Below are 23,454 nucleotides of genomic sequence, written 5' to 3'. Positions count from 1 at the left end.
CCGGCGCCCGAAAGCCGCCTGACCGCGGTGCGCACCCTGGTGCTCGGCGGGATCAGGTCGGGCAAGTCCCGCTGGGCCGAGGAGGCCATCGCCACGTCGCTACCGCCCGGGCAGCCAGTCCGTTACCTGGCCCCGCGCGTGACGGGCCAGGCCGACGCCGACTGGGCGGACCGCGTCGCCCGCCACCGTGACCGCCGGCCCGCGCATTGGTCGACGGTCGAAACCGACGACGTCACAGGGCAATTGCGCCAGTCGCCCGGCAGCCCGACGCTCGTCGACGACCTCGGCGGCTGGCTCACCGGAACGCTGGACCGCAACAATGCGTGGGATGGCGGGTCGGTGGCCGGTCCCGTCGACGAACTGATTTCCGCGGCGGGCGAATTCGGCTCGACGCTGGTGCTAGTCAGCCCGGAGGTCGGGCTGACGGTGGTGCCGGCGACCGCGGCCGGGCGCCGGTTCGCCGACGAATTGGGCAGCCTGAACCAGCGCATCGCCGAGCTGTGCGACCGCGTGGTGCTGGTGGTGGCCGGGCAGGCGGTGCAGATCAAGCCGTCGGGAACCTGATGGAATTCGCCCCGGTATCGCCGCCCGACGCCGACGCCGCCGCCGCGGCCCGCGCCCGGCAGGACACGCTGACCAAGCCGCGCGGCGCGCTGGGCCGCCTCGAGGACCTGTCGGTCTGGGTCGCCTCGTGCCAGGGGAATTGTCCGCCAAGGCAATTCGAGCGCGCCCGCGTGATCGTCTTCGCGGGTGATCACGGCGTCGCGCACTCGGGGGTGTCGGCGTACCCGCCTGAGGTGACCGCCCAGATGGTGGCCAACATCGACGCCGGCGGCGCGGCGATCAACGCGCTGGCCGGAATCGCCGGCGCGACGGTTCGGCTGGCGGACCTGGCGGTCGACGCCGAGGCGGCCTCGGATCGCATCGGCGCGCACAAGGTGCGCCGTGGCAGCGGCGACATCACCACGCAGGACGCGCTGTCCGACACCGAGACCCTTGCCGCGATCGACGCGGGCCGGGCCATCGCCGACGAGGAGGTCGACGCCGGCGCCGACCTGCTCGTCGCCGGCGACATGGGGATCGGAAACACCACAGCGGCGGCGGTTTTGGTGGCTGCGCTGACGAACGCCGAGCCGGTGGTCGCGGTCGGCTTCGGGACCGGGATCGACGACGCGGGATGGGCGCGCAAGACCGCCGCGGTGCGCGACGCCCTGTTCCGGGCGCGTCGCGTGCTGCCCGACCCGGTCGGGCTGCTGCGCTGCTGCGGCGGCGCGGATTTGGCCGCGATGGCCGGGTTTTGCGCGCAGGCCGCCGTACGGCGCACCCCGCTGCTGCTCGACGGCATGGCCGTGACCGCGGCCGCGCTGGTCGCCGAGCGTCTGGCGCCCGGGGCCCGGCACTGGTGGCAGGCCGGTCATCGGTCCACCGAGCCGGGCCACCAGTTGGCGCTGACCGCGCTGGAATTGGAGCCGATCCTGGACCTGCGGATGCGGCTGGGCGAGGGAACCGGCGCCGCGGTGGCCCTGCCGGTGCTGCGCGCGGCGGTGGCCGCGCTGTCGTCGATGGCGACGTTCGCGCAGGCCGGGGTGGCCGGCCCGTCGGGCCCACTGGCTCAGTGATGCGTTCCCTGGCAACGGCTTTCGCGTTCGGCACGGTGCTGCCCGTCCCCGGTTCGCGCAACGCGCCGATGGGCCGCGGCGCCATGACCGCGCTACCAGTGGTCGGCGCCGCGCTGGGGGCGTTGGCCGCTGGCGTCACGTGGTGCGGCGCCGCGGTTTTCGGCCCGTCCAGCCCGTTGGCCGGACTGCTGGCCGTGGCGGCGCTGCTGCTGGCGACCCGGGGACTGCAAATCGACGGCGTCGCCGACACGGCCGACGGGCTGGGTTGTTACGGCCCACCGCAGCGCGCGCTGGCGGTGATGCGCGACGGGTCGACGGGTCCGTTCGGGGTGGCGGCCGTCGTGCTGGTGATCCTGTTGCAGGGGTTGGCCTTCTCGACGCTGAAGCCGTCGGCCATTGTGCTGGCGGTGTTTTCCGGCCGCGTCGCGGCAGTGCTGGCCTGCCGCCGGTCGGTGCCGGCGGCCGAGGGCAGCGCGCTCGGCGCCCGGGTGGCGGGCAGCCAGCCGGCGCCGGTGGTGGCGGCCTGGGTCGCGGCGCTGCTGGCGGTCTCGGTGCTGGCGGGTTCGCGGCCGTGGCAGGGTCCGGTGGCGGTGCTGCTGGCGCTGGCCTGCGGGGCGGCGCTGGTGGCGCACTGCGTGCGCCGGTTCGGCGGGATCACCGGCGACGTGCTGGGCGCCGCGATCGAGCTCACCACCACGGTGAGCGCCGTGGCGCTGGCGGGTTTGGCGCGCTTCTGAGGCGCCGGGCGCCCGGCCAGCCGGGCTCTCGCGCCCGACTGCCCGGCCAGCCGGGCGTTCGGGTGAGAGGGCTAGGCGAGCCGGGCCATCCAGCCGTGGGTGTCGGCGAAGGTGCCGCGCTGGATCCCGGTCAGCGTGTCGCGCAGCGCCATCGTCACCTCACCGGGTTGGCCGTCGGCGATGGTGAACTCGCTGTCGCCGTACTTCACCCGCGACACCGGGGTGATGACGGCGGCGGTGCCGCACGCGAACACCTCGGTGATCTCGCCGGCGGCGGCCTTCTTCTGCCACTCGTCGATGTCGATCTTGCGTTCCTCGACGGCAAACCCGGCGTCAATTGCCAACTGCAGCAATGAATCCCGCGTGATGCCGGGCAACAGTGACCCGGACAGCTCCGGGGTGACCAGCCGTGCCGATCCGCCGCTGCCGAACACGAAGAAGAGGTTCATCCCGCCCATCTCTTCGATGAAGCGGCGTTCGACGCCGTCCAGCCACACCACCTGGTCGCAACCGTTTTCGGCGGCCTCGGCCTGAGCCAGCAGCGAGGCGGCGTAGTTGCCGCCGAACTTTGCGGCACCGGTGCCGCCCGGGCTGGCCCGCACGTATTCCGTCGACAGCCACACGGTCACGGGGCTGATGCCGCCCTTGAAGTAGGCGCCGGCCGGCGACGCGATCAGCAGGTAGCGGTACAGCTTGGACGGCCGCACGCCCAGCCCCGGCTCGGTGGCGAAGATGAACGGCCGCAGGTACAGCGCCTCTTCGCCGCCGGCCCGCGGCACCCAGGCCTTGTCGACGGCGACGAGCTGGCAAAGGGATTCGATGAACAGGTTTACGGGCAGCTCCGGAATGGCCAGCCGCCGGGCGGACGACCGCAGCCTGGCGGCGTTGGCCTCGGCGCGAAACGACACGATCGAGCCGTCGGCCCAGCGGTAGGCCTTGAGGCCCTCGAAGACTTCCTGCGCGTAGTGCAGCACGATCGCCGACGGGTCCAGTTCGATCGGGCCGTACGGGATTACGCGCGGGTTGTGCCAGCCGCGGTCCTCGGCGTAGTCGATCGACACCATGTGGTCGGTGAAGTACTTGCCGAAACCCGGGTCGGCCAGGATTGCTTCACGTTCGGCGTCGGTCGCCGGATTGGACGCGCGTAGAACCGTGAACTCGGGCGAGTCGCTGGTCATGGGGCCGATTCTATATCCGCGCGCCACCGGGTTTTTGCCATCGAACGTGCGCTAACGCGTTTTCACGGCGACGAACGGCGGCCGCACGACCTCGCATTCGGCGGCGCGGCCGCGGATGTCGACGGTGACCTGCTGACCGTCGTCGATCCCGGCGTCGGTGTCGATCAACGCCAGCGCGATGCCGACTTGCAGTGTCGGAGAAAACGTCCCGGACGTCGTGACCCCGACCGGCCGCTCCCCCGCCAGGACGGTGAGCCCGGGACGCAGCACGCCACGCCCGACCATCCGCAGCCCGCGCAGCAGCCGCCGCGGTCCCGCTTCTTTTTCGGCCAGCAGCGCCGCACGGCCGAAGAACGCATCCTTCTTCCAGCCGATCGCCCAGCCGCACCGGGCCTGCAGCGGCGAGATGTCGAGCGAAAGTTCGTGCCCGTGCAGCGGATAGCCCATCTCGGTGCGCAGCGTGTCGCGGGCGCCCAGGCCGGCGGGCTCTCCCCCGGCGGCGCACACCGCCGCGATCAGCCCGTCGAACACCACGCCGGCGGAGTCCCACGGCGGCAGCAGCTCGTAGCCGTGCTCCCCGGTGTATCCGGTGCGGCAGACGCGCACCGGCACCCCCGAGTACGAGGCGTCGGCGTAGCCCATGTAATCCATGTCGGTCGGCAGGCCCAGCTCGCCGAGGACGTCCGCCGATCGCGGGCCCTGCACGGCCAGCACCGCGTAGGAGCGATGCTCGTTGGTGATGGTCAGGCCCTCCGGGGCGGCGGCGCGCAGCGCGTCGACCACCGCGGCGGTGTTCGCGGCGTTGGGCACCAGAAAGATTTCGTCGTCGTCGACGTAGTACGCGATCAGGTCGTCGATCACGCCACCGGATTCGGTGCAGCACAAGGTGTATTGCGCTTTGCCCGGCCCGATGCGGCCCAGATCGTTGGTGAGCGCGGAGTTGACGAACGCGGCGGCACCCGGACCGCGGACCAACGCCTTGCCCAGGTGGCTGACGTCGAACAGGCCGACCGCGTTGCGGGTGGCGTTGTGTTCGCTGACGGTGCCGGCATAGGACACCGGCATCAGCCAGCCGCCGAACTCCGCGAAGCTTGCACCCAGTTCGCGATGGCGCTCGTGAAGCGGTCCCTTTTGCAATTCCGGCGCATCGGTCATGCGCCACTCCTCCTCATCGCTTCGCTCTGCATCGTCGCCGGCGGCTCACGGCGTCCCACCCTAATGCGCTCGAGTACTGGCACACTTGGGCAGGTGTCCGATCCGCTCGACTTTTCCGAGCTTGAGGCCGCGGGAATCGCCAACCCGCGGGAGCGGGCGGACCTGATCAAGTACCTGGGCGACCTGGGCTTCACCGCCGACGAGATGGTCGAGGCCGAGCGCCGCGGGCGGTTGTTCGGGCTTGCCGGCGACGTCCTGGCGTGGTCGGGACGCCCGATTTATACGCTGCAAACCGCGGCCGACGAGCTCGGCATCTCGGCCGACGACGTGGCGCACGCCTGGGCTTTGCTCGGGCTGACGGTCGCCGGCCCCGATGTTCCCGTGCTGAGCCAGGCCGACGTCGACGCCCTGTCGACCTGGCTCGCGCTCAAGGCGGTGGTCGGCGAGGACGGCGCGTTCGGCCTGCTGCGGGTCCTGGGCGCCGCGATGGCCCGCCTGGCGGAGGCCGAGGGAACGATGATCCGCGCCGGGACCCCCGACATCCAGATGAACTACACCCACGACGAGCTCGCCACGGCGCAGGCGTACCGCTCGGTCGCCGAGTTCATCCCCCGCATCGGGGCGCTGATCGACGTGGTTCACCGACATCACCTGACCAGCGCCCGGACCTACTTCGAGCGCGTCCTTCTCGACACGTCGGCGAGCGTCGTGTGCGGCGTCGGGTTTGCCGACCTGTCCAGTTTCACCGCGCTGACGCAGGCGCTGACGCCCGCGCAGCTGTCGGACCTGCTCACCGAGTTCGGCGCCACGGTCGCCGACGTGGTGCACGCCGACGGCGGGCGGGTGGTCAAGTTCATCGGCGACGCGGTCATGTGGGTGTGCTCGTCGCCCGAGGGGCTGGTCAGGGCGGCGCTGGACCTGGTCGACCACCCGCGGGCCCGGGAAGCCGATCTGCAGGTGCGCGCGGGCCTAGCGTACGGCGCCGTGCTGGCGATCAACGGCGACTACTTCGGCCTCCCGGTCAACCTGGCCGCCAGGCTTGTCGCGGCCGCGGCGCCGGGGCAGATCCTGGCCGCGGCCGAGCTGCACGAGAAGCTGCCCGACTGGCCCGCGGTCCCCCACGGCCCGTTGCTGCTGAAGGGCTTTGACGACCCGGTGACGGCCTTCGACCTGCATGGCGGACACGCTGACGGGGAAAACCCCAGCGCTTGTGATTAGGGTGGTTTGCCGTGACCACCGAACCGGGCTACCAGGCCCCCTCCGTCAACGTCGCCACATCCTTGCCCAAACGCAGTGCGGGTTCCGCGGTATTGCTGGTGCCGGTCGTCTCGACCGGCGACGAGGACAGGCCGGGCGCGGTCGTCGCCGCCGCCGAGCCGTTCCTGTCCGACGAGGCCGTGGCCGAGATCCAGGACAGCCTGCGGGCGCTGGAGGCCACCGGCGGCAGTGAGCAGGTGCACCGGCTGGTGGTGCCGTCGCTGCCGGTGTCCAGCGTGTTGACGATCGGCCTGGGCAAGCCTCGCGACGAGTGGCCGGCCGACACGATCCGGCGCGCCGCCGGCGCGGCGGCGCGGTCGCTGGGCACCGCCGAGGCGGTGATCACCACGCTCGGCGAGCTGCCGGGTGAGGACGTCTGCTCCGCAGCCGTGGAGGGGCTGGTCTTGGGCAGCTACCGGTTCACCGAGTTCCGCAGCGAGAAGACGGCCCCCAAGGACAAGGGGCTGCGCAAGATCACGGTCCTCGCGACGGGCAAGGACGCCAAGAAGGAGGCGGCGCACGGCGCGGCCGTCGCGACCGCGGTCGCCACGGCCCGGGACCTGGTCAACACCCCGCCCAGTCACCTGTTTCCCGCCGAATTCGCCAAGCGCGCAAAGGGTTTGGGCGAGTCAGTCGGCCTCGAGGTGGAGGTGCTCGACGACAAGGCGCTGCAGAAGGGCGGCTACGGCGGGGTGATCGGCGTCGGGCAGGGCTCGTCGCGGCCGCCGCGGCTGGTGCGGCTCATCCATCGCGGCTCCAAGCTGGCCAAGAAATCAAAACAGGCGAAGCGGGTCGCGCTCGTCGGCAAGGGCATCACGTTCGACACCGGCGGCATCTCGATCAAGCCGGCGGCGTCGATGCACTACATGACCTCGGACATGGGCGGCGCGGCCGCCGTCATCGCGACGGTCGTGCTGGCCGCGCAGCAGCAGCTGCCCATCGACGTGATCGCCACGGTGCCGATGGCCGAGAACATGCCGTCGGCCACCGCGCAGCGGCCGGGCGACGTGCTGACGCAGTACGGCGGGATCACGGTCGAGGTGCAGAACACCGACGCCGAGGGCCGGCTCATCCTGGCCGACGCGATCGTGCGGGCGTGCGAGGACAACCCGGACTACCTCATCGAGACGTCCACGCTGACCGGCGCGCAGACGGTGGCGCTGGGCGCCCGGATCCCCGGGGTGATGGGCAGCGACGAGTTCCGCGACCGGGTGGCGGCGATCTCGCAGCGGGTGGGCGAGAACGGCTGGCCGATGCCGCTGCCCGACGAGCTCAAGGACGACCTGAAGTCCACCGTGGCCGATCTGTCCAACATCAGCGGCCAGCGCTTCGCCGGCATGCTGGTGGCCGGGGTGTTCTTGCGCGAATTTGTCGCCGACGGCGTGGGCTGGGCGCACATCGACGTCGCCGGGCCGGCCTACAACACCGGTAGCCCGTGGGGCTACACGCCCAAGGGCGGCACCGGCGTGCCGACGCGCACCATGTTCGCGGTGCTGGAGGACATAGCCGAAAACGGCTGAGGCCTCATCTCCCGCCGAGCGTCGCGCTGGCGTGGCGCTCGACGCCGAACGGCGCGCCAGCGTGACGCTCGCGGCACGCCAGGCTATGCCGTCAGCCGCTTGAGGACCGCGCGGCCCAGCTTGCGGCGCGGCCAGCCCCTCACGCGGGCGGCGGCGAGCGCGGCGTTGGCGGCGTTGCGCCCGCAGGCGCCGTGCACGGAGCCGCCCGGGGTGGCCGACGCGCTCCCGAGATAGAGCCCCTCGACCGGGGTTTCGGCGCGGCCCATGCCCGGCGCGGGGCGAAAGATCGCCATCTGTTGCAGCTGCGCGGTTCCCCCGTTGAGGGCGCCCAAATGCAGGTTGGCGTCGCTGGCCTCCAGGTCCGACGGGCGCTGCACGAACCGGTCGATCACCGCCGCGCCGAAACCGGGGGCATGCTCTTCGATCACGTGGTCCATCGACTTGGCCAGCCGTTCGGCCGCGGCGTCGTCGGCCACGTTGCGGGGCAAATGCGTGTAGGCCCAGACACTTTCGGTGCCCGCCGGCGACCGGGTCGGGTCCGCGGTGGTGGTCTGGCCCAACAGCATGAACGGGTGCTCGGGCACCGTCCGGGTGTTCAGGTCGGCCATCCAGCGCACCAGCCCGTCGGCGTCGGCACCCAGGTGGACGGTGCCCACGCCCCGCAGGGTTTTCGATCGCCACGGGATGGGGCCGTTAAGCGCATAGTTAACCTTCACCACCGGCGGATCCCACACATAATGCTCGAGCTCGCGGCGCAGCCCGGCCGGGACCGCATCGGCGGGCAGCATGTCGCAAAACAGCCGCGGCGCCGTCACGTCCGCCACGATCGCCCGGCGCGCCCGCACGGTCCGCCCTCCGGCGGTGGTCACCGCGACCGCCCTGCCGCCGCGCACCTGGATGCGAGAAACGTTCTGGCCGCATTCGATTCGCGCGCCGGCCGACTTGGCCCGCTTCACCAATGCGGCCGTCAGCTGTCCCGACCCGCCGACGGGCACCGGCCAGCCGCCGTCCTGGGCGAGCATCGTCATCAGAAAACCCATCGCGCCGCTGACGGGCGCGTCCGGCGGTACGTCGGCGTGCATCGCGTTGCCCAGCAACAGGATTCGCGGCGCCTCGCCGTCGAACAGCTCGTCGACCATGGTGTTCGCCGGCTGGATCAACAGGCGGGCCAGCCGGACGGCGTCGGCCGCGCCCAGTTTCAGCAGGAGCCGCAGCATCGGGCGCACCGGCGGAAACGGCGCCAGCATGGCGTCCAGCAGCGGCGCGGAGATCTTGCGCCACAGTTCCACCGCGCGCCACCAATTGTCGCCGTCGGTCGGCTCGCGGCGCGCCAATTCGGTTGCGGTGCGCGCCGGGTCGCGGTAGATGACGGGCGGGTCGTCGTCGGCCGCGCCGCGCGGATGGCCCACCACCGCGGGTGCGTGTGACCACCGAAGCCCGTGGTCTTCCAACCGCAGCGCCGCCATCGCCGGCGAGGCAACTGTCATCGGGTAGAACGAGCTGAACAAGTCGGTGATGTATCCCGGTGTCAGCTCGGCGCTGCGCACCGCGCCGCCGGGCTCCGGTTGGGCCTCGAGCACCAGCACGTCCCACCCCGCGTCGGCCAGCATCGACGCGGCCACCAGCCCGTGATGCCCGGCCCCGATGACGACGGCGTCGGCCGTCTCTTCGGCCATGCGCCTATTTGACCTGGCTCGGCTCGAGCCGTTCGGCGAGCGCGGTCAACCGCAGCAAGCACTCCCGGTTGCGCGGATAGACGGCGGCCAGGGCCAGCCGGTCGGGGACGATCCGCATCGGGCCTGACGCCGGCACCTCGATCATTTCGATCCGGCAGCCGCCGTCCGGAGTATCGCTGAGCCGCAACGTTATTCGCGCGGACCCCAATCGCCCGAGCCCGGCGCGCAGCACGAGTTCCTCACCGGGCGTGCAGCTTTCGGACACGGTCGCATCGCTGATGACCAGCGGCCACACGCCCACCGAGTGCTTGATCGCGGAGCCGGGCGCGGGCCAATCCGGGTCCACGGCGCGGGTCCGGCTGTTGCCCACCACCCACTGGGCGTACGTCCAGCCGTCGGTCATCGTGTCCCAGATCTGCTTGCGGGACGCCCTTACCTCGCGGGTTGCAGCCAATGTCATGGCGTCGGGATACCCCGGTGGGCCGAAACCATGCGCGGGATCGAGCGGCGGCAAAACGTTTAGCAGCCGCGGCCAGCGGTTACTACGCCGTTACCCAGACTCGCGGGTGACGGGAGGCCACATTGTGACTGTGCGACGGTTGATCATCGCGGTAGGCGCGGTGCTTTTATTGGCCGGCATCATCGGGTTGCTGGTGCCGGTGTCCGTGTCGGACGGCAGCGGCAACTCCGTGTCATGCGGGAACGGAATCGCCACCGATTTGTCGAGCGCCCGGAACGCCAACGACAAGAACGGCGCCAACATCCCGATCCTGAACCAGGTCCTCCCCCACACCGACTACGTGGCGCAATGCCAGTCGGCGGTCAACACCCGGCGCAGCTGGACCATCCCGCTGGCCGTCGTCGGGCTTCTCGCCGTCGGCGGTGGGGTGGCGATGGGGCGCCAAGGCGTCCGACAGACCGGGGTCTAGTGGCGACCGCGAGCGCGGCGTAGCCGGGCGAAGCGGGTCGCCACCATCGGACCTAGTGGCGACCGCGAGCGCGGCGTAGCCGGGCGAAGCGGGTCGCCACCATCGGTCTAGATCACCCGCACCCGCGCGGCGTTGCGCAACGCCTGCGGCGCCACGCGGGACAGGCCATAGAGGGCATAGGCCTCCGGCGCGACGGGCCGAATCGGCTTCTTTTTCTTGACCGACGACAGTATCGCCTTGGCGACCTTGTCCGGCCCGTAGTGGCGCAGCGCGAACATCCGGCCGATCTGGCCGCGCCGCTCGTCGACGAGCTCGTCCTTGCCCCCCGGCGCGGTGAAGCGGGTGGTGCTGATGATGTTGGTGTTGATGACGCCGGGGCAGATGGTGGTCAGCCCGACGTCGGCCACGTCGAGTTCGGCCCGCAGGCAGTCGGAGAACATGTAGGTGGCCGCCTTGGAGGTGCAGTAGGCGCTCAGCGATCCCAGGGGCGAAAAGGCGGCCATGGACGCCACGTTGACGATGTAGCCGCCGGTGCCGCGCTCGACGAGGCGCCTGCCGAACGACCTGCAGCCGTTGACGACACCGCCCAGGTTGATGTCGAGGACCCGGTCGAACTGCTCGGCGGGCGTGTCCAGGAATCCCCCGGCCGCGCCGATGCCGGCGTTGTTGACCACGATGTCGGGAACTCCGTGCTCGGCGCTGACGCGCTCGGCGAACGCCTCGACGGCGTCGGCGTCGGACACGTCGAGCACGTACGCGTGCGCGACGCCGCCGCGCGCGACGATCTCGGCGGCGGTTTCCTTGACGGTCGCCTCGTCGATGTCGCTGACGACCAGCTCGGCGCCCTCGCGCGCGAAGGCGAACGCGGTCTCCCGCCCGATGCCGCTGCCCGCGCCGGTGACCGACACCAGGGTGTCGCCGAAGTACTCGCGGGGACGCCCGACCTGCGCGCGCAGCATCGCCCGGCTCGGCGGTTTGCCGTCGACCAGGTCGGCGAAGTCGTGCACCGCGGCCGCCATCACCTGCGGGTGCGACATCGGCGAGAAGTGGCCCGCCCTGATGTCGCGGCGCCACAACCGCGGCACCCAGCGCGCGGTTTCGTCGAACGAGTAGGGCCGCACGTACTTGTCGCGGGTGTTGACGATGAGCTGCACGGGCACGTCCACGGTCTGCGGCCGGCCACGCATGGAGAACGAGCGAAAGTAGTTGGCCGGGTAAGTCTTCACCGAACGGGCGGCATCGGAGGCCAGCTTGTCCGAATGATGGATCTTTTCGGCGGGGATGTTGTCGACGGCATTGCGCCGCAGTGCCGGGACCGACAGCGCCAGCCGCAGGCCCAGGGGCGCCAGCACCGGGATCGAGAAGAACACCATGTAGGTCAGGCGCAGCGCCTGGGTGATCGAGCGCAGGAACCTGCGCGGCCGCCAGGGCTGGCGCAGCCCGCTGAACATGTAGTCGACCAGCTGCTCATGGCTGGGGCCGGACACCGACGTGAACGAGGCGACCCGGTCGCTCGCGCCCGGCCGCTTCAGGTACTCCCAGATGCCCACCGAACCCCAGTCGTGGGCCAGCGCGTGCACCGGCTGGCCGGGGCTCAGCTCGCCGATCACCGCGGCGAAGTCGTCGGCGAATCGGGCCATGGTGTAGGCGGAGACCGCCTTGGGCGCCGACGTCATGCCGACGCCACGGTTGTCGTAGCGGATGACGCGGAACCGCTCGGTCAGCTGCGGGACGACGCCGTCCCACAGCACGTGCGAGTCGGGGAAGCCGTGCACCAGCACGACCGTCGGGCCCTCGCTGTTGCCCTCCTCGTACACGGCGATGCGCACGCCGTCGGTGCTGTCGACGAACCGCTGGGGTACCTGTTGTAGCTCCGGCATCGAACCTCCCGCTGTGACTGGCCCCTGACTCCAGTGGCCACACGGTAGCAAGCGTGTCGGCGCCGACCCGGCACCCGAACGCGGTCGCCCTGGATGTGTGCCGACGAATGCGCAGTGACAGGATAGTTTTGATAGTCGACCCGCCCCGACCCACGAGCGATCGAGGAGTCAGAAAAGATGGCCTTCTCCGTCCAGATGCCGGCACTCGGTGAGAGCGTCACCGAGGGGACGGTCACCCGCTGGCTCAAGCAGGAGGGCGACACGGTCGAACTCGACGAGCCCCTCGTCGAGGTGTCGACCGACAAGGTGGACACCGAGATACCGTCGCCGGCCGCCGGTGTGCTGACCAAGATCGTCGCCCAGGAGGACGACACGGTCGAGGTCGGCGGCGAATTGGCCGTGATCGGCGACGCGGGAGAGCAACCCCAGGCACAACCCCAGCAGCCCAGCCAACCGGAACCGCAGCCGGAGCCGGAGCCCCAGCCCGAACCGCAGGCCCAGGCCCAGCCCGAACCCGAACCCGAGCCGGCGGCGCCGGCGCCGCCCGCCCAACCGGCCGCGTCGGGCGGCGGTTCCGGCGACTCCAAGCCGGTGCTGATGCCCGAGCTCGGCGAGTCGGTGGCAGAGGGCACCGTGACCCGCTGGTTGAAGAAGGTCGGCGATTCGGTTCAGGTCGACGAGCCGCTGGTGGAGGTATCCACCGACAAGGTGGACACCGAGATCCCCTCGCCGGTGGCCGGCGTCCTGGTGAGCATCACCGCCGAGGAGGACGCGACTGTCCCGGTCGGCGGCGAGCTGGCCCGGATCGGCGCCGGAACGGAGGCCGCCGCGCCGGCTCCCTCGGCGCCCCCGGCGCCGCCCGCACCCCAACCCGAGCCCAAGCCGGAGCCCGAACCCAAACCGGAGCCCGCAGCGGCCAAACCCGCACCGGCGCCGCAACCCGAACCAACCCCGGCCCCGCCGGCCGCGGCGCAGGCCGGCGCTCCGAGCGGGGACGGCGCGCCGTACGTGACCCCGCTGGTGCGAAAGCTGGCCAACGAGAACAACATCGACCTCTCCGAGGTCACCGGCACCGGCGTCGGCGGACGCATCCGCAAGCAGGACGTGCTCGCGGCGGCACAGAAAAAGGAACAGGCGAAGCAGGCGCCCCCACCGGCCGCGGCACCCGCCGCCGCCCCGGCCGCAGCGGGCAAGGCGGCTCCCGCCGCCGCGCCCACCCCGGCGCCCGCGCTGGCCCACCTGCGCGGCACCACCCAGAAGGCGAGCCGGATCCGGCAGCTCACCGCGGCCAAGACACGCGAATCGCTGCAGGCCACGGCGCAGCTCACCCAGACCCACGAGGTCGACATGACCAAGATCGTGGGGCTGCGGGCTCGGGCCAAGTCGTCGTTCGCCGAGCGTGAGGGGGTGAACCTGACCTACCTGCCGTTCATCGCCCGCGCCGTGATCGACGCCCTCAAGATCCACCCCAACATCAACGCCAGCTACAACGAGGAAACCAAGGAGATCACCTACTACGACGCCGAGCACCTCGGCTTCGCCGTCGACACCGAGCAGGGCCTCCTCTCCCCCGTCGTCCACAACGCCGGCGACCTGTCGCTGGCCGGGCTGGCCCGGGCCATCGCCGACATCGCCGAGCGCGCCCGGTCGGGCAACCTCAAGCCCGACGAGCTGTCCGGCGGCACGTTCACCATCACCAACATCGGCAGCCAGGGCGCCCTGTTCGACACCCCGATCCTGGTTCCGCCGCAGGCGGCCATGCTGGGCACCGGCGCGATCGTCAAGCGGCCGCGGGTGATCGTGGACGAGTTCGGCAACGAGTCGATCGGCGTCCGCTCGATCTGCTATCTCCCGCTGACCTACGACCACCGGCTGATCGACGGCGCCGACGCCGGACGTTTCCTCACCACGATCAAGAACCGGCTCGAAGAGGGAGCGTTCGAGGCTGATCTGGGGCTCTGACGACGTGCCCAAGCCCGTCATCGCGATAGCGGGTTCCTCCGGCCTGATCGGCTCCGCCCTGGCCGCCGCGCTGCGCGCCGCCGACCACCCGGTGCTGCGCATCGTGCGCCGCACGCCGACGAATTCCGAAGAGCTGCACTGGAATCCGGAGAGCGGCGAGTTCGACGCCGACGCGCTGGTCGACGTCGACGCCGTCGTCAACCTGTGCGGCGTCAACGTCGGGCAGCGCCGTTGGTCGGGCGCCTTCAAGCAGAGCCTGCGCGACAGCCGCATCGCTCCGACCGAGGTGCTGGCCAACGCCGTCGCCGACGCCGGCGTCGAAACGCTGATCAACGCCAGCGCGGTCGGCTACTACGGCAACACCAGGGATCGGGTGGTCGACGAAAACGCCCGGGCGGGAAGCGGTTTCCTCGCGCAACTGTGCGAGGACTGGGAGGCCGCGACGCTGCCCGCCCAGTACGCGGGCACCCGGGTGGTGCTGGCCCGCACCGGCCTGGTGCTGTCGAAGTCGGGTGGCGCGCTGCGCCGGCTGCGGCCGCTGTTCGCGGCGGGCCTGGGCGCCCGGCTGGGCAGCGGCCGGCAATACATGTCGTGGATCACCCTGGAAGACGAGGTGCGGGCGCTGCTGTTCGCCATCTCACACCCGTCGCTGTCGGGTCCGGTGAACCTGACCGGGCCGGCGCCGGTGACCAACGCGGAGTTCACCACCGCGTTCGGCCGTGCGCTCAATCGCCCGACCCCGTTGATGCTGCCCGGTTTCGCGGTGCGGGCCGCGCTCGGGGAGTTCGCCGACGAGGGTCTGCTCATCGGTCAGCGCGCCATCCCGTCGGCGCTGGAGCGCGCCGGTTTCGAGTTCCACCACAACACCATTGGCGAGGCGCTCGCCTACGCCACCGCCCGCCGCGACCACGACTAATAGCGTCGCGTCGCCGGTCGGGGACGGGCCGAGTAGCGTCGGCGGGGTGAGTGATTCCATCCGGTCGAGTTCGGCCGCGATCGACGTCCGCCAGCTCGGGACGGTCGAATACCGCACCGCCTGGCAGCTGCAGCGCGACCTGGCCGACGCCCGGGTCGCCGGCGGGCCCGACACCCTGCTGCTGCTGGAGCACCCGGCGGTCTACACCGCCGGGCGGCGCACCGAGGCGCACGAGCGACCGGTTGATGGGACGCCGGTGGTCGACACCGACCGCGGCGGCAAGATCACCTGGCACGGTCCCGGGCAGCTGGTCGGCTATCCGATCATCGGGCTGGCCGAGCCGCTCGACGTCGTCAAATACGTTCGGCGCCTTGAGGAAGCGCTCATCAAGGTGTGCGGTGACCTGGGCCTGGACACCGCCCGGGTGGACGGCCGGTCCGGGGTCTGGGTGCCCGCCGGCGGCGGCCGGCCGGCCCGCAAGGTCGCGGCCATCGGCGTTCGGGTGTCGCGGGCGACCACGCTGCACGGGTTCGCCCTCAACTGCGACTGCGACCTGGGCGCCTACAACTCGATCGTCCCGTGCGGCATCAGCGACGCCGGAGTGACGTCGCTGTCCGCCGAACTGCGGCGCACCGTCGCCGTCGACGAGGTGCGGGCGGCGGTCGCCGTCGCGGTCTGCGACGCCCTGGACGGCGCGCTTCCGGTGCGTGACCACCCGGTTGCCCGCGTAGCATCAACGATGTGACTGTCGCTCCCGAAGGCCGCAAGCTGCTGCGCCTGGAGGTGCGCAACGCGCAGACCCCGATCGAACGCAAGCCGCCGTGGATCAAGGTGCGGGCCCGGATGGGTCCGGAGTACACCCAGTTGAAGGGCCTGGTCCGCCGGGAGGGCCTGCACACGGTCTGCGAAGAGGCCGGCTGCCCCAACATCTTCGAATGCTGGGAGGACCGAGAGGCCACCTTCCTGATCGGGGGCGACCAGTGCACCCGTCGCTGCGACTTCTGCCAGATCGACACCGGAAAACCGGCGGCGCTGGACCGCGACGAGCCCCGGCGGGTCGCCGAGAGCGTGCAGACGATGGGGTTGCGCTACGCGACCATCACCGGCGTCGCGCGCGACGATCTGCCCGACGGCGGCGCCTGGCTCTACGCCGAGACGGTGCGCGCCATCAAGGAGCTCAACCCGTCGACCGGCGTCGAGCTGTTGATCCCCGACTTCAACGGCGAGCCCGCGCGGCTCGCGGAGGTCTTCGAGTCGCGCCCAGAAGTGTTGGCGCACAACGTCGAAACGGTGCCGCGGATCTTCAAGCGGATCCGGCCCGCCTTCACCTACCGGCGCAGCCTTGACGTGCTCACCGCGGCCCGCGACTTCGGCCTGATCACCAAGAGCAACCTCATCCTCGGGCTGGGCGAAACCGCCGACGAGGTGCGCGGCGCGCTGGCCGACCTGCGCGACGCCGGCTGCGACATCGTCACCATCACCCAGTACCTGCGCCCGACGTCGCGCCACCACCCGGTCGAGCGCTGGGTGACACCCGAGGAGTTCGACGAGTTCGCCCGGCACGCCGAGGGCCTCGGCTTCTCGGGGGTGCTGTCCGGGCCGCTGGTGCGGTCGTCGTACCGGGCCGGGCGGCTCTACGACCAAGCCGTCCGCGGCCGCGCCTCGACGGCCTGAGTCTCCCGGTGATCTGGGCCCGAACGTATCCTTGGTGATTATGGCTAAACCCCGCACCGCCGCCGAGAACAAGGCCGCCCGGGCTCAGGCAGCCGCCGCCCGCAAGGCCGCCGCGAAGGAGCGCCGCGGCCAGCTGTGGCAGGCGTTCAACATGCAGCGCAAGGAGGATAAGCGCCTGCTGCCGTACATGATCGGCGCGTTTGTGCTGATCGTCGGCGCCGCGGTGGCGGTCGGCATCTGGGCCGGCGGCCTGACCATGATCACGATGATCCCGTTCGGCGTGCTGCTGGGCGCCCTGGTGGCCTTCATCATCTTCAGCCGCCGGGCCCAGCGCGCGGTCTACAGCAAAGCCGAAGGTCAGACCGGCGCGGCCGCGTGGGTGCTGGACAACCTGCGGGGCAAGTGGCGGGTGACCCCCGGGGTCGCCGCGACCGGCCATTTCGACGCCGTGCACCGGGTCCTCGGCCGGCCCGGCGTGATCCTGGTCGGCGAGGGATCGGCGGCCCGGGTCAAACCGCTGCTGGCCCAGGAGAAGAAGCGCACCGCCAGGCTGGTCGGCGAGGTGCCGATCTACGACATCGTCGTCGGCAACGGCGAGGGCGAGGTGCCGCTGGGCAAGCTGGAGCGCCACCTCACCAAGCTTCCGGCCAACATCACCACCAAGCAGATGGACACGCTGGAGTCGCGGCTGGCCGCCCTGGGCTCGCGCGCCGGCGCCGGCGTCATGCCGAAGGGGCCACTGCCGAACGCCGGCAAGATGCGCGGCGTGCAGCGCACGGTGCGCCGCAGGTAACGCGGGTCACCGCCGGAGCACGGCCGTCCCCGTCAGGCGATCGTGCAGGCCACGGCCGTCGGAGTCGGTGAACAGCGCCGGGATGACCGTCGCGATCAGCAGCCCGCGCGCCACCAACCGGCCGAGCCCGACCGGCACCCGCCCGTCCACCGACGCCACCTGCAGACCCAGCGCCAACTGCCCCGGTGTGAAGCTGAACAGCCGCACCGCCACCACCCCGAGCGCGAACCAGATCACCAACACTGCGGTCGCCAGCGTCCGCTGGGAAAACAGGCCGAACGCCATGGCCAGCGCGCCCAGGCCGTAGGAAATCAGCCAGTCGATCATCAGCGCGACCAGCCGTCGGCCCATCGGCGCCAGGGATCCCGGACCCGCCTGCGGCAGGCCGAGGCTCTCGCCCGGAAAAGCCGACCGCGATCCCGGCAAACCGTCGGTCACGGGCGGCTTCCGACGGCCCGGTGGAACCGCCGCGCAAGCCCGCGACGCAGCGGGGATGCGACGGTGTGTCCGTCTTGCCGACCAGATACGATGCTGCCGTCCATGGCCCCACAATAGAACCCGCTAGCGACCCGGATTCTGGTGCGGGGAAGCATGGTCACGTAACCTCTGCGCAACATCGGGTTGACTGACGGGCAACATCAGCTCCATAGCGTCAGGCCGCGGATCACCAAGTAAAGGAGCAATTCTGTGACGGAAATGACGCCCGACGACGTCTTCAAACTCGCCAAGGACGAGGATGTCGAGTTTGTCGACGTCCGGTTCTGTGACTTGCCAGGCATCATGCAGCACTTCACGATTCCGGTTTCGTTCTTCGACGAGAGCGTGTTCGAGGACGGCTTGGCCTTCGACGGTTCGTCGATTCGCGGTTTCCAGTCGATCCACGAATCCGACATGCTGCTGCTCCCGGACCCGGCGACCGCTCGGATCGACCTGTTCACCGAAGCCAAGACCCTGAACCTCAACTTCTTCGTGCACGACCCGTTCACCCTGGAGCCCTACTCGCGCGACCCGCGCAACATCGCGCGCAAGGCCGAGAACTACCTGAAGAGCACCGGGGTCGCCGACACCGCCTACTTCGGCGCCGAGGCCGAGTTCTACATCTTCGACTCGGTCAGCTTCGACTCGCGCACCAACGGCTCGTTCTACGAGGTGGACGCGATCTCCGGCTGGTGGAACACCGGTGAGCCGAACGAGAGCGACGGCAGCCCCAACCGCGGCTACAAGGTCCGCCCCAAGGGCGGCTACTTCCCGGTCGCGCCCGTTGACCACTACGTCGACCTGCGCAGCCGGATGCTGCACAACCTGATCCAGTCGGGCTTCTCGCTGGAGAAGGGCCACCACGAGGTGGGCTCCGGCGGCCAGGCCGAGATCAACTACAAGTTCAACACGCTGCTGCACGCGGCCGACGACATGCAGCTGTACAAGTACATCGTCAAGAACACCGCGTGGCAGGCCGGCAAGACCGTCACCTTCATGCCCAAGCCGCTGTTCGGCGACAACGGGTCCGGGATGCACACGCACCAGTCGCTGTGGAAGGACGGCAGCCCGCTGATGTACGACGAGACCGGCTACGCCGGCCTGTCGGACACTGCGCGGCACTACATCGGCGGCCTGCTGCACCACGCGCCGTCGCTGCTGGCGTTCACCAACCCGACGGTGAACTCCTACAAGCGGCTGGTGCCGGGCTTCGAGGCGCCGATCAACCTGGTGTACAGCCAGCGCAACCGCTCCGCGTGCGTGCGTATCCCGATCACGGGCAGCAACCCGAAGGCCAAGCGGCTGGAGTTCCGTTGCCCCGACTCGTCGGGCAACCCGTACCTGGCGTTCTCGGCCATGCTGATGGCCGGGCTGGACGGCATCAAGAACAAGATCGAGCCGCAGGCGCCCGTCGACAAGGACCTCTACGAGCTGCCGCCCGAGGAGGCCGCCAACATCCCGCAGGCGCCGACCCAGCTGTCCGCGGTGATCGACCGACTGGAGGCCGACCACGAATACCTCACGGAGGGCGGCGTTTTCACGCCCGACCTGATCGAGACGTGGATCAACTTCAAGCGCGAGTACGAGATCCTGCCGGTCCAGATCCGGCCGCACCCCTACGAGTTCTCGCTCTACTTCGACGTTTAGGTCTCGCGAGCAGACGTAAAAGCCCCCGACACGCCGAGCGTGCGGGGGCTTTTACGTCTGCTCGCCACCTTAAGTCGATCTAGGCGCTAGACGACGCCGCCCGCGCGGGTTTTCTTGCCGCGCGGGCGGTTTCGTTCTGTCAGCGGTTAAGTGTGTCTGAGGACGATGAACAGGATCACCAAGACGGCGAGACCGCCGATGCTGCCGATGCCGACCAGCCACCACAAAACCGTCACATAAGTTCTAAGCCCCGGCGACAGGTTGGCGTAAGACGATCCGGACGCCTGGCCGGGTGGCGGCCAATCCGCATGCACCGGCTGGGTGAAATCGATCCAAACGTAGCGCGGGTTGGCGGAATCAACCTGAACCGCGACCGTGCCGCCGGCACGTTGCAGGGCGCGATACGCCTCCTTGGGCACCTGCTGCTTGGCGGTCGCCGCGTACGGTTCGCGGCCGGGAACTTGGACGCTCAGACCTATCCAGTACACCGGCGGAATCGACCACGAGCCGGTGGCCGGCGTCATCTGTTGAACGCGCGCCGTCCCGGCCAGGACAGGACCCGTGAAGTCGGGGCCTCGTTTCCGTCTGCCCAAGATCTGGCCGGGCACGTAGGAGAATAGGAGCAAGAACACGGCCATTGAAACGAGCGATAGCAGCAACAATCCCCAGGCCGGGAGATGTAGGCCTAGGAATTCTCCGTACGCGGCACCCCCTGGTGAGCTCAACGGGTCGAGTCACTCCACTGGCGGCCATCCCAATAACGCTGGGCCTGACGGGCGGACGGGTCGGGGTACCAGCCGGCGGGCGGCAACGCCGGTGGCGACCCCCATGAACCCTCGATGGTGGGCGGGCCCTGACCGCGTCGCTTCCTCAGCCTGAGCACGGTGATCGAGGCAACGGCCCACGCGAAGATGAGGCCACCAACAAAAAGTGCCCATATTGGCCCGAAGTCGGCTGGGTCCATGGGCGCACGTTAGCACCGACGCCGCCCGCGGAGCAGAAAATCGCCGCGCGGGCGCTTCGCCGCTGCGTCGAAACTTCAAGCACCAAGAGCCTCGGCGGCGTGTCGTCGCAACCGATTAAGTGTCGCCTCGCGCACCGGGCGCGCCAACGGTCGCGAGCAGACGCAGAATCGCCCTCGCCGACGCGCTCCGGTGCGATTCTGCGTCTGCTCGGCAGTGAAACTCCTTCTACCGCAGGGTCAACCGGGGCGACGGCCCAGGATTCCGCGGGTCATCCGCACCGGCTGCCCCTCGGCCATCTCGACGACCTCCAGCCAGCCCCCCGGCGCGACGTAATGCCGCTCGACGTCTTCGCGATGCATCGAGATGATCAGCACCCCCGCGTCGGTGACCTCGTAGCTGTCGAAGGCGCCGTAATCCCGCGGTTCACCGTTGCTGAAAACGACCGTGAAAGCCACCGGCAAATTCTAGCCGTCGAGCGACAGGTCCTTGCGGAACCGCTGCATCCCGTCGATCTTGTCGGCCAGCGTGGCGTCCGGGCCGGAGTAGAACATCCACGGCATGGTGATGATGCCGGTGATGCCGGCGTCCGCGGCGCGCTGATAGTCGGCGGTGGTGAAGGCGTCGGTCAGCGGGGTCAGGATGGTGAAATCGTCCATGGACAAGCCAAGTTCGGCCCGCAGTTCCCGCAGCCGGCCCACCGCCTCGATGGCCCGATCGGTCTTGATCAGGTCGCCGATCCAGCCGTCGTTGCGGGCGGCGCGGCGCAGCGCGATGTCGCTGAGCCCGCCGACGTAGACGGGTATCGGAGGCGGCGTCGGCTCCATTTCCAGGCGCGGTGTCCGGTAGAACGCGCCCTCGAACTCGGCCCAGCCCGGTCGCCACAGCGCCCGCATCAGCTCGATGATCTCGTCGGTGCGTTTGCCGCGGGCGTCGAACCGCTCGCCCATCAAGGCGAACTCCTCGCGGCACCAGCCGACGCCGATTCCGAGCTCCACCCGGCCGGACGCCAAAACCGCCGCCGTGCCAATGGCTTTCGCCGCCGAGTACGGGTTGCGCATGGCGGGAATGTAGACGGTGGTGACGAACCGCAGCCGGGTGGTGACCTGGGCCAGCGCGCCGACGAGGACCCAGGGGTCGGGCCAGTCGGTGAAGGGCTGCCAGCGTCGTTGGCCGTCCTTGGTGTACGGGTAGGGGGTCTCCAGGGTCTCCAGGTTGACGACGTGGTCGGGGATGCCGACGCCGTCGTAGCCGAGTTCGTCGGCGGCCTTGGCGATTTCGACGATCTCCCGGGTGTTCAAAAAGGCGCTGCTGACGTAGAACTTCATTCGGCTTCCCTCGCCCACGACGGCTCGATGAAGACGCCCTCGGCCTCGACGGTGACCCCGTGCGCGTCCGAAATAGTGCCGCGCGCAAAGACTTTGACGCCCTCCTTGCTCTCGACCCACGCCTCGGAGCGCAGCGGGCCCAGCGGGGTGCCGCGCAGGTACTTCACGGTGATGGTCCCGGTGAAACGCGGCTTGGACAGCCCCTCGCTGGCCGCCTCGCCCAGCATGTGGTCGAGCACCAGGGCGCTCACCCCGCCGTGCACCAGCTTGGGCGGGCCCTCGTAGGCGGTCCCGAGGACGAACTCGCTCCAGCACCGGCCGCCGCCGTCGTGGTGCACGATCACCGGCGGGGCGATCGGGTTGCCCAGGCCGATCGCGGCGTTGCCCAGAGTCAGCGGGCGGCCGCCGTCGACGCGGTAGGTCACCCCCATCGGCCGCGTCCGTTGCCGCAGCGACTTGGTGACGGCCTCGATCGCGGATCGCGCGTCGGCGACGACGCCCTCGTCGGCCTCGGTCCGGATCGTGGCGTCGATGAGATCGCGGACCGCGTCGGCCAGCGGGGTGTACAGGGCCGTCACGCGTTGGGCTTCCGCCGCGCTGAGCACCTCGAAAGTGGCGTCCAACGCGCCGGCCTCCTGACTCAACTTCCAAACACCTTGCGCACCACGGCTTTTGCCCGGCGCGTTACCCGCAGATAATTGTCCAAGAACTCGCCGCCGTCGTCGGACGACCACCCCGCGGCCACCGCGACCGCCTTGAGCTGACGGCCCGGCCCCGGCAGCTGGTCGGTGGGCTTGCCGCGCACCAACACGAGCGCGTTGCGGGCCCGCGTGGCGGTCAGCCAGGCCTGCCGCAGCAGGTCCACATCGTCGGCGGGCACCAGGCCGGCCGCGGCGATGGCGTCCAGGGATTCCAGCGTCGACGTGTTGTGCAGCGCGGGCACCTCGTGCGCGTGCCGCAGCTGCATGAGCTGCACGGTCCATTCGATGTCGGCCAGTCCCCCGCGGCCCAGCTTGGTGTGGGTGTTGGGGTCGGCCCCCCGCGGCAACCGCTCGGACTCGACGCGGGCCTTGATGCGGCGGATTTCGCGTACGGCCTCCGCCGACACGCCGTCGGGTGGGTAGCGCGTCTGGTCGGCCATCACCAAGAACCGTTGGCCCAGCTCGGCGTCGCCGGCGACCGCGTGCGCGCGCAGCAGCGCCTGGATCTCCCACGGCTGCGCCCACTGGGAGTAATAGGCGGTGTAGGAACTGAGCGTGCGGACCAGCGGGCCGCTGCGACCCTCGGGCCGCAGATTCGCGTCCACCTCCAGCGGCGGGTCGACGCTGGGCGTGCCCAGCAGCGCCCGCACCTGCTCGGCGATCGTCGTCGACCACCGCACCGCCTGCGAGTCGTCGACGCCGTGGGCCGGCTCGCAGACGAACATCACGTCGGCGTCGGACCCGTAGCCCAGCTCGGCGCCGCCCAGCCGGCCCATGCCGATGACCGCGATGGCCGCCGGCGCCCTACCGTCGTCGGGCAGGTTGGCCCGGATCATGGCATCCAGGGCGGCCTGCAGCACGGCCACCCACACCGACGTGAGCGCCTTGCACACGTCGGTGACCTCGAGGAAACCGAGCAGGTCGGCCGAGCCGACGCGGGCCAGCTCGCGGCGCCGCAGCGTGCGCGCGGCCGCGATCGCCTCGCTGACCTGCGCGCATCGGGTGCGGTGCCCATGGTCTGTTCGGTGGCCGGGTCGATGTCG

The 23,454-nt window shown here is 70.4% G+C and carries 22 protein-coding genes and 1 pseudogene; 12 read left to right on the top strand and 11 right to left on the bottom strand.

Annotated features, from left to right (window positions below; all coding sequences use genetic code 11):
* Positions 1–27: 27 nt before the first annotated feature.
* The 3 genes from N415_RS17020 to N415_RS17010 are packed head-to-tail and all read left to right on the top strand — an operon-like array spanning position 28 to position 2,356.
* Positions 28–564, top strand: coding sequence for a bifunctional adenosylcobinamide kinase/adenosylcobinamide-phosphate guanylyltransferase (locus N415_RS17020; protein ID WP_068184259.1), 537 nt, complete (start codon positions 28–30; stop codon positions 562–564).
* Positions 561–1,619 carry a nicotinate-nucleotide--dimethylbenzimidazole phosphoribosyltransferase gene (gene cobT / locus N415_RS17015; RefSeq protein WP_161630321.1) on the top strand — a complete coding sequence of 353 codons (1,059 nt, stop codon included), beginning with the start codon at positions 561–563 and terminating at the stop codon, positions 1,617–1,619. The genes N415_RS17020 and cobT overlap by 4 nt, the downstream gene beginning before the upstream one ends.
* Positions 1,616–2,356, top strand: a complete 741-nt coding sequence (locus N415_RS17010; RefSeq protein ID WP_068184253.1) for an adenosylcobinamide-GDP ribazoletransferase — start codon at positions 1,616–1,618, stop codon at positions 2,354–2,356. Before cobT ends, N415_RS17010 begins: the two co-directional genes overlap by 4 nt.
* A gap of 71 nt (positions 2,357–2,427) precedes the next feature.
* On the opposite strand, the gene N415_RS17005 is transcribed toward N415_RS17010, so the two are convergent.
* Both N415_RS17005 and gcvT read right to left on the bottom strand, forming a co-directional pair.
* On the bottom strand, positions 2,428–3,534 hold the full coding sequence (locus N415_RS17005) for a branched-chain amino acid aminotransferase (RefSeq protein WP_068184251.1): 1,107 nt from the start codon (positions 3,532–3,534) through the stop codon (positions 2,428–2,430).
* A gap of 51 nt (positions 3,535–3,585) precedes the next feature.
* Complete coding sequence (gcvT, locus tag N415_RS17000) at positions 3,586–4,689, bottom strand: glycine cleavage system aminomethyltransferase GcvT (RefSeq protein ID WP_068184246.1); 1,104 nt, start codon at positions 4,687–4,689, stop codon at positions 3,586–3,588.
* 93 nt (positions 4,690–4,782) lie between these two features.
* Between gcvT and N415_RS16995 the strand changes: the two genes are divergently transcribed.
* Both N415_RS16995 and N415_RS16990 read left to right on the top strand, forming a co-directional pair.
* Positions 4,783–5,907, top strand: coding sequence for an adenylate/guanylate cyclase domain-containing protein (locus tag N415_RS16995; RefSeq protein ID WP_152531438.1), 1,125 nt, complete (start codon positions 4,783–4,785; stop codon positions 5,905–5,907).
* Between the two features lie 11 nt (positions 5,908–5,918).
* A complete protein-coding gene (locus N415_RS16990) occupies positions 5,919–7,466 on the top strand; it encodes a leucyl aminopeptidase (protein ID WP_068184242.1) in 1,548 nt (515 codons plus the stop codon).
* A gap of 83 nt (positions 7,467–7,549) precedes the next feature.
* On the opposite strand, the gene N415_RS16985 is transcribed toward N415_RS16990, so the two are convergent.
* Positions 7,550–9,142 (bottom strand): NAD(P)/FAD-dependent oxidoreductase, encoded by a 1,593-nt coding sequence (locus tag N415_RS16985; RefSeq protein ID WP_068184240.1) that lies wholly within the window; start codon positions 9,140–9,142, stop codon positions 7,550–7,552.
* A 4-nt stretch (positions 9,143–9,146) separates the two neighbouring features.
* Positions 9,147–9,602 carry an SRPBCC family protein gene (locus tag N415_RS16980; RefSeq protein ID WP_068184237.1) on the bottom strand — a complete coding sequence of 152 codons (456 nt, stop codon included), beginning with the start codon at positions 9,600–9,602 and terminating at the stop codon, positions 9,147–9,149.
* A 124-nt stretch (positions 9,603–9,726) separates the two neighbouring features.
* On the opposite strand from N415_RS16980, the gene N415_RS16975 reads away from it, so the two are divergent.
* Positions 9,727–10,071, top strand: a complete 345-nt coding sequence (locus N415_RS16975) for an aminopeptidase (RefSeq protein ID WP_068184234.1) — start codon at positions 9,727–9,729, stop codon at positions 10,069–10,071.
* Between the two features lie 107 nt (positions 10,072–10,178).
* Here N415_RS16975 and N415_RS16970 read toward each other — a convergent pair whose 3' ends face one another.
* Positions 10,179–11,951 carry an SDR family oxidoreductase gene (locus N415_RS16970; RefSeq protein ID WP_068184232.1) on the bottom strand — a complete coding sequence of 591 codons (1,773 nt, stop codon included), beginning with the start codon at positions 11,949–11,951 and terminating at the stop codon, positions 10,179–10,181.
* 177 nt (positions 11,952–12,128) lie between these two features.
* Here N415_RS16970 and sucB point away from each other — a divergent pair, with 177 nt between their 5' ends.
* Genes sucB through N415_RS16945 form a run of 5 tightly spaced genes read left to right on the top strand, consistent with a single transcriptional unit; the run spans position 12,129 to position 17,296 of the window.
* Positions 12,129–13,913 carry a 2-oxoglutarate dehydrogenase, E2 component, dihydrolipoamide succinyltransferase gene (gene sucB, locus N415_RS16965; protein ID WP_068184231.1) on the top strand — a complete coding sequence of 595 codons (1,785 nt, stop codon included), beginning with the start codon at positions 12,129–12,131 and terminating at the stop codon, positions 13,911–13,913.
* Positions 13,914–13,917: 4 nt separating this feature from the next.
* Positions 13,918–14,829 (top strand): TIGR01777 family oxidoreductase, encoded by a 912-nt coding sequence (locus tag N415_RS16960; protein WP_068184230.1) that lies wholly within the window; start codon positions 13,918–13,920, stop codon positions 14,827–14,829.
* 46 nt (positions 14,830–14,875) lie between these two features.
* Positions 14,876–15,574, top strand: coding sequence for a lipoyl(octanoyl) transferase LipB (gene lipB, locus N415_RS16955; protein ID WP_068184229.1), 699 nt, complete (start codon positions 14,876–14,878; stop codon positions 15,572–15,574).
* Positions 15,571–16,503 carry a lipoyl synthase gene (lipA, locus tag N415_RS16950; RefSeq protein WP_068101908.1) on the top strand — a complete coding sequence of 311 codons (933 nt, stop codon included), beginning with the start codon at positions 15,571–15,573 and terminating at the stop codon, positions 16,501–16,503. Before lipB ends, lipA begins: the two co-directional genes overlap by 4 nt.
* 40 nt (positions 16,504–16,543) lie before the next feature.
* Positions 16,544–17,296 (top strand): DUF4191 domain-containing protein, encoded by a 753-nt coding sequence (locus tag N415_RS16945; RefSeq protein WP_068184227.1) that lies wholly within the window; start codon positions 16,544–16,546, stop codon positions 17,294–17,296.
* A 6-nt stretch (positions 17,297–17,302) separates the two neighbouring features.
* On the opposite strand, the gene N415_RS16940 is transcribed toward N415_RS16945, so the two are convergent.
* Positions 17,303–17,722, bottom strand: a complete 420-nt coding sequence (locus N415_RS16940) for an RDD family protein (protein WP_068184285.1) — start codon at positions 17,720–17,722, stop codon at positions 17,303–17,305.
* Positions 17,723–17,983: 261 nt separating this feature from the next.
* Here N415_RS16940 and glnA point away from each other — a divergent pair, with 261 nt between their 5' ends.
* Positions 17,984–19,420 (top strand): type I glutamate--ammonia ligase, encoded by a 1,437-nt coding sequence (gene glnA / locus N415_RS16935; RefSeq protein ID WP_068101914.1) that lies wholly within the window; start codon positions 17,984–17,986, stop codon positions 19,418–19,420.
* A 146-nt stretch (positions 19,421–19,566) separates the two neighbouring features.
* Here the strand turns inward: glnA and N415_RS16930 are convergent, their stop codons facing one another.
* From N415_RS16930 to N415_RS16910, 5 genes and pseudogenes are all read right to left on the bottom strand, one after another.
* Entirely contained in the window at positions 19,567–19,944 is a 378-nt protein-coding gene (locus tag N415_RS16930) for a hypothetical protein (RefSeq protein ID WP_152531437.1), read from the bottom strand.
* Positions 19,945–20,621: 677 nt separating this feature from the next.
* The gene (locus tag N415_RS16925) at positions 20,622–20,840 is read right to left on the bottom strand and encodes a hypothetical protein (RefSeq protein ID WP_066937719.1); all 219 of its coding nucleotides are present in this window, start codon (positions 20,838–20,840) and stop codon (positions 20,622–20,624) included.
* Positions 20,841–20,849: 9 nt separating this feature from the next.
* On the bottom strand, positions 20,850–21,710 hold the full coding sequence (locus N415_RS16920) for a TIGR03619 family F420-dependent LLM class oxidoreductase (RefSeq protein WP_068184221.1): 861 nt from the start codon (positions 21,708–21,710) through the stop codon (positions 20,850–20,852).
* Positions 21,707–22,354 carry a PaaI family thioesterase gene (locus N415_RS16915; RefSeq protein ID WP_081665317.1) on the bottom strand — a complete coding sequence of 216 codons (648 nt, stop codon included), beginning with the start codon at positions 22,352–22,354 and terminating at the stop codon, positions 21,707–21,709. The genes N415_RS16920 and N415_RS16915 overlap by 4 nt, the downstream gene beginning before the upstream one ends.
* A pseudogene (locus N415_RS16910) lies at positions 22,351–23,454 on the bottom strand (bifunctional [glutamine synthetase] adenylyltransferase/[glutamine synthetase]-adenylyl-L-tyrosine phosphorylase); the annotation flags it as partial. The pseudogene N415_RS16910 and the gene N415_RS16915, both read right to left, overlap by 4 nt.

This window comes from Mycobacterium sp. UM_CSW (assembly GCF_000455205.1).
Classification (GTDB): Bacteria; Actinomycetota; Actinomycetes; order Mycobacteriales; family Mycobacteriaceae; genus Mycobacterium.
This window is presented reverse-complemented; position numbering and strand designations above follow the sequence as displayed.

Bases quoted from the DNA above. Each gene is read 5' to 3' on its own strand.
- N415_RS17005 (WP_068184251.1), bottom strand. From the start codon at position 3,534: ATGACCAGCGACTCGCCCGAGTTCACGGTTCTACGCGCGTCCAATCCG.
- gcvT (WP_068184246.1), bottom strand. From the start codon at position 4,689: ATGACCGATGCGCCGGAATTGCAAAAGGGACCGCTTCACGAGCGCCAT.
- N415_RS16985 (WP_068184240.1), bottom strand. From the start codon at position 9,142: ATGGCCGAAGAGACGGCCGACGCCGTCGTCATCGGGGCCGGGCATCAC.
- N415_RS16980 (WP_068184237.1), bottom strand. From the start codon at position 9,602: ATGACATTGGCTGCAACCCGCGAGGTAAGGGCGTCCCGCAAGCAGATC.
- N415_RS16970 (WP_068184232.1), bottom strand. From the start codon at position 11,951: ATGCCGGAGCTACAACAGGTACCCCAGCGGTTCGTCGACAGCACCGAC.
- sucB (WP_068184231.1), top strand. From the start codon at position 12,129: ATGGCCTTCTCCGTCCAGATGCCGGCACTCGGTGAGAGCGTCACCGAG.
- N415_RS16945 (WP_068184227.1), top strand. From the start codon at position 16,544: ATGGCTAAACCCCGCACCGCCGCCGAGAACAAGGCCGCCCGGGCTCAG.
- N415_RS16930 (WP_152531437.1), bottom strand. From the start codon at position 19,944: ATGACGCCGGCCACCGGCTCGTGGTCGATTCCGCCGGTGTACTGGATA.
- N415_RS16920 (WP_068184221.1), bottom strand. From the start codon at position 21,710: ATGAAGTTCTACGTCAGCAGCGCCTTTTTGAACACCCGGGAGATCGTC.